The following is a 5,163-nucleotide window of genomic DNA, read 5'->3' as shown; positions in this document are numbered from 1 at the left end:
TTCCAATTTAATTTTCAGTTTACTAGTTCTATTGCTATTTTCTTGCAAAGAAAAACCTTCAGAAAAAATAGCACTTAAAACTTTAGATAATACAGCAATTACTTTTAAAGTTGATACCATTGTTAGCGGAATGGAGATTCCGTGGAGTATGGCATTTTTACCAGATAATTCTATGTTAATTACAGAGTTAAAGGGAGATTTAATTCATTTTAAAAATGGTATAAAAACCAGTATTAAAAATGTTCCAGAAGTTTATTTTAGTGGTCAGGGTGGTTTATTAGATATTGAATTAGATCCAAATTATGCCAAAAATGGTTGGTTGTATTTGTCTTATGCATCCAATTTAGAAAATGACGGAAATGGTGGAAATACAACCATAATGAGAGCTAAATTAAAAGACTTTGCCTTAGTTGAAACCAAGGTTTTATACAAAGCAACACCAAATACAAAACGTGGAGCTCATTTTGGATCTCGTATTGAATTTGATAGAGATGGCTATTTGTATTTTTCTATTGGAGATCGCTTTAACAGAGATGTTTTGCCGCAAGATATAACCAAAGATGCTGGGAAAATTTACAGAATAAATAGTGATGGAACAATTCCAATAAACAATCCTTTTTACAACACAAAAAATGCTAAAAAAGCTATTTTTTCTTACGGGCATAGAAATCCGCAAGGAATGGCAATGCACCCTAAAACTGGAGAAATTTGGGCACACGAACACGGTCCACAAGGTGGTGATGAAATTAATGTAATAAAAGCCGGAAAAAACTATGGTTGGCCAAAAGCTTCTTTCGGTATAAATTATAACAACACAACATTTACAGATAAAACTTCTATTGAAGGAATGGAAGATCCTATTCATTATTGGACACCTTCTATTGCACCAAGTGGAATGGCTTTTGTTACCAGTGATAAATATCCAACTTGGAAAGGAAATGTATTAGTAGGTTCTTTAAAATTTCAATATTTGAACAGATGTGTTTTAGAAAACAACAAAGTTATTAAAGAAGAAAAATTATTAGAAAATATTGGACGCGTGCGCTGTGTGCGTCAAGCTCCAGATGGTTATATTTATGTTGCAGTTCAAAATTTAGGGATTGTACGATTAACTCCTTCATCGTAAAAATTATTCTTTTGAATCAAGTAGTTTTACTACGAGTGTAAAAGAATGGATTCCTGCAAAAGCAGGAATGGCAGACCTAATATAAGATAGAAAAGCCAGTACTTTCGATTTTAACATCTAAGTACTGGCTTTAAACTAAAACTACTAACTAAAGTTTTAAATATTTTATTTTGAAGAAAATAATTTTGGTTTGAATGTAAACATTATCCAAGCCCAAGAATTGTTTTCGTCTTTATCTCCACCTTTAAGAATTTCCATAGAATCTGTTGCAAACATTTTAGAATAACCTACGTTAAACATAATATTGTCAGCAACCTTATATCCTAAATTTAAATCTATTTCAGTACCTAAGTTATTATCTTCCTTTGTTGTTCCGCTGTAAATATCTGCTGCAGAAGAGAAAAAGTGAGGAACCAATGTTGCAGAAAACTTGTCTTTTTTGTAAGAAAATACTGCATTAATATCAACTAAACCAACAGAACCTCCGTGATTGCCAACATAAAAATAATCCATCCAACCGTTAAATTTGTGGTTTGTACCATATAATGGAACAAATGATTTAACATCTGAAGAAGTATCGTTTGTATCTTTACCAGATAAAACTTCAATTCCAGCACCAATGTTAAATTCTGAAGAAACTTTATATTTTAAATTACCTGCAACATAGTTTGCAGAAACATCGTTTCCTCTTAAACTTCCTCCTTGTAAATAAGCAGCAGCATCTGCACTAAATTTACCTTCAGCATATGTTAATCTTGTTCCTAAAGTTTGAGAATAATCAACTGTTTGGTCTGAACCGTCTAAATATTCAACTCCATTATTTAATAACAAGAAACTTAAACCAAGTTTGTTTGCTTTGGTATTGAACCAAGCATATTGAAACGTTTTATAACCAGCAACATTACTATATAAATTATCTACACCTACCTGGCTATCAGAGTTTAATGCGAAACCTAAGTCTAATTTACTATTTTCAGATAATTTAAATTTTGCTAACATAGCATCGTGGCTTCTTCCTTGTTGTGCCCAACCTACATTCCCAAAAATTCTACTGTCGTCGTATACAATTTCCTGACGACCTAATTTTAATGAAAAATTATCAGATAATAATGCTTCTGCCCACGCTTCGTGTAACATAGTATTATTATCATCTGCTCCTAAAGTACTAACATCTCCCCAAACTCTGACGTTTTGCAAAGAAACTCCTAATCTAATTTTATCCTGTTGAAAATCGAAATTTAAACGAGTACGTTGCGATACAAAATTTGCACCATCTGCATTTGTATTCAATAAAGTTCCAAAACCATGTTTGTTTTCAAAACGCGGACGCAATTCAGCGGACAAATCAAACTGTTGCGCTGTTAAAGTTGTTACTGTTAAAGTAACTAATAGCGTTAAAAATAAAAATTTTCTCATTGTTATTTGTTTTAATTATATACTTTTTATATTTAAAGACCTTTTAATCCTTTTATGATGCGAATGTACAAGCATAAATTATTTTAAATGCTGATTTTTGTCAACTTTTACCAAATTTTTATTTGATGCTAAAACTCCTTATTATAATGAAATGGTAATTATAAAAAATAACAAAACATAAAACAGGATAGATGCTTTCCAAAAAACGTGTGCATTCTTTAATTCCATAAAATAAAAAGAAACACATAAAAACTTAACAATCGACAAACCTAAAATAAGTATTGCTGCCTGAGTTGTACTTAAAGCTGAACCTGAAACCAACGCAGTAGTTATAGTGAGTAAAATTAGTAGCACCCATATTATTAAAAATAAATCTTTATTCATGTGTTTATAATTATTTGTTTTTAAAGGTCATATGCAGTTCGCTATTTATCATTCCTTTTGTGATATACTTTTTAGCATGCTCGTTTCATTTTAAAATATTAAATAAATTACTGGAAAAAGGAGCAACCAAATTAAATCGCACATATGCCAAAAAGCAGCACTAGCTTCAAAATCTTCAATTGAAGTTGTTACAATCGGTTTTTTTATTCCGAAGTAAACACTTATTAAAATAACCAATCCTACAATTACATGAATTACATGAAATAAGGTTAACATCCAGTAAAATGAGAAAAATGTATTGAAGTTCATGGTAAATCCGTTTTCAATTTTAAAATAATATTCAACAGATTTTAATACTAAAAACAACAATCCACCTAATAGCGTCCATCGCAAAAAATTTGCAGTTTTTTTAATATTATTTTCCTTAAAACTTTCAACAGATTTAGCCATAAAAAAGCCACTCGTTAATAAAAATACGGTGTTGACAGCTCCAAAAGTTGTGTTTAATAACAATCTAGAATTATGAAAAACTTCAGGTTCATCTTTGCTATAATAAACCATTGCAACTAATGCCATTCCAAAAGTGAACAATTCTAAAAAGATAACGATCCACAATAAAATTCCTCCAGGGGGATAGTACAAGTTTTTAACACTTACTAGTTCTTTTTTCATTTTAAATCTGCCTTAATCCCAGTCTAACAAACGCTTTTGACCTTCTAATTTTTGAATATCTGTAATATCTTGCGACATTTCAATTACACCTTTGTATTGCTTGTTATTATCTCTAATTGCAAAGTAACGAACGTGAATGGTTCGTCCTTTAAAATTGAACCAGAACTCGGCTACATCTTTTGTACCTGCTTTAAATTCTTCAACAATACGGATTACCATATCTACACTTTTTGGTGGATGGCAAAACTTAACTTCACGCCCAATAATTCCTTTACTTCTTGGAAAAACACGATCGTCTCCCCTATTGTAAAAAATAACCTTGTCATTTTCATCAACATAGGTAATGTCAACAGGTAAAAAACGCAACAATAAATTTACTTGTTCTGGTGTCATATAACCTTCATCATAATGAAACGTATTTTCTATTGAAAAAGACAATTCTCGTTTTTTAAAATCTTGACTTGGGTGTACATACGCTTCTTCAATTTCTGGATATGGTGCTGGCTTTTCTAATAACATCCAGCCAATTTCTTCATCGCCTACATAAAATTCTTTCCAATCGTCTTCAGATAATAAATCCATAGCTTTTGGAAATAAACGTGTGTCTTCAATAGTTAATAATCGTTTTAATCCTTCAATTAAATAAGGTGTATTGTCTATAATTTTTGCAGTATTTTTTTCTGAATTATAGGTATTTAGTAAGCGAATTTGATCTCGTAAATTATCGTGAAAAGACCACATTCCCTGACTTGGCCCTTCCCAGCCATGTTTTTCTAAATAAGGAAATAATTGATTCTCTTTACGTGCAAATCGTTTTTCTATAGTTGTTAATTGATTAAAAATATTGAAGTATTTTTGAAAATCTTCAACAGGATTGGCTTCATATAATTCTAATAAAATATCTTGTATTAAGGCAGCTTCTTGATAATAAACTTTAACAGGATGTCCTTCTGGGAGTTTATCTATAGTTGGTAAAAATGAATTAATTATTCAATAATTTTTAAAGCTTTTGGGATTAATACATTTTTTTCAAAATGCATATAGTTATGTGTTTGGTGTTGTAACTCTTTTAAGGTTTTGTATAAAAACTGGTACGAATTACAAGCATTTTCTGGAGTTGTATAATTTGAAGATAGCTTAGAAATTTCTTTAAAAGATTCCCCAATTAAACTTTGAGCAATTTCATTTCTATTAATTGTTTTCTGAAAATCTTGTAATAATTCTATTGAAACTTCTTCTGATTTTTTAGTTAATTCAACAATTTCATTAATTATTGGATACAAACTTAAAATCGAATTTTTAAGCATTTGAGTCATTACTTCATCAATACCTTTTGTTAAGTCATTAATTTCTATAACCTCTTTATTTTCAATGCCGTGCACCTCAGCAACTTTTGCAGCAAAAGGTAAAATTTCAAAAAGTGTATCGCTTATATATGTGTGATATGTATCTTTTGCTTGATCTATTTAGGCTGTTATTTCTAGATCTGTTGAATTTAATTTTCCTTAAATTTTACTATTTATAGTTTCTATTTCCTCTTTTATTATTTCAAAAGTGACTCCACT

6 protein-coding genes are annotated in these 5,163 nt (G+C 30.1%); 1 reads left to right on the top strand and 5 read right to left on the bottom strand.

Annotation, left to right across the window (positions count from 1 at the left end):
• The first annotated feature begins 67 nt into the window (after positions 1 to 67).
• Positions 68 to 1,126 carry a PQQ-dependent sugar dehydrogenase gene (locus AB1Z17_RS01910; RefSeq protein ID WP_368050100.1) on the top strand — a complete coding sequence of 353 codons (1,059 nt, stop codon included), beginning with the start codon at positions 68 to 70 and terminating at the stop codon, positions 1,124 to 1,126.
• A gap of 165 nt (positions 1,127 to 1,291) precedes the next feature.
• Here AB1Z17_RS01910 and AB1Z17_RS01905 read toward each other — a convergent pair whose 3' ends face one another.
• From AB1Z17_RS01905 to AB1Z17_RS01885, 5 genes are all read right to left on the bottom strand, one after another.
• Positions 1,292 to 2,542 (bottom strand): alginate export family protein, encoded by a 1,251-nt coding sequence (locus AB1Z17_RS01905; RefSeq protein WP_368050098.1) that lies wholly within the window; start codon positions 2,540 to 2,542, stop codon positions 1,292 to 1,294.
• Between the two features lie 141 nt (positions 2,543 to 2,683).
• A complete protein-coding gene (locus AB1Z17_RS01900; RefSeq protein WP_368050097.1) occupies positions 2,684 to 2,926 on the bottom strand; it encodes a cytochrome C oxidase subunit IV family protein in 243 nt (80 codons plus the stop codon).
• Positions 2,927 to 3,016: 90 nt separating this feature from the next.
• Positions 3,017 to 3,598, bottom strand: coding sequence for a cytochrome c oxidase subunit 3 (locus tag AB1Z17_RS01895; RefSeq protein ID WP_368050096.1), 582 nt, complete (start codon positions 3,596 to 3,598; stop codon positions 3,017 to 3,019).
• A gap of 12 nt (positions 3,599 to 3,610) precedes the next feature.
• Positions 3,611 to 4,564 carry a DUF438 domain-containing protein gene (locus AB1Z17_RS01890; protein ID WP_368050099.1) on the bottom strand — a complete coding sequence of 318 codons (954 nt, stop codon included), beginning with the start codon at positions 4,562 to 4,564 and terminating at the stop codon, positions 3,611 to 3,613.
• 20 nt (positions 4,565 to 4,584) lie between these two features.
• Complete coding sequence (locus AB1Z17_RS01885) at positions 4,585 to 4,980, bottom strand: hypothetical protein (protein WP_368050095.1); 396 nt, start codon at positions 4,978 to 4,980, stop codon at positions 4,585 to 4,587.
• Between the last annotated feature and the right edge of the window lie 183 nt (positions 4,981 to 5,163).

It is taken from the genome of Lutibacter sp. (assembly GCF_040883305.1).
In the GTDB taxonomy this organism is placed as follows: domain Bacteria; phylum Bacteroidota; class Bacteroidia; order Flavobacteriales; family Flavobacteriaceae; genus Lutibacter.
Note: the sequence above shows the minus strand (reverse complement) of the source record. Positions and strands in the feature narration are given on the sequence as shown.

Coding starts and splice junctions, on each gene's coding strand:
- AB1Z17_RS01905 (WP_368050098.1), bottom strand. CDS start 2,542: ATGAGAAAATTTTTATTTTTAACGCTATTAGTTACTTTAACAGTAACA.
- AB1Z17_RS01900 (WP_368050097.1), bottom strand. CDS start 2,926: ATGAATAAAGATTTATTTTTAATAATATGGGTGCTACTAATTTTACTC.
- AB1Z17_RS01895 (WP_368050096.1), bottom strand. CDS start 3,598: ATGAAAAAAGAACTAGTAAGTGTTAAAAACTTGTACTATCCCCCTGGA.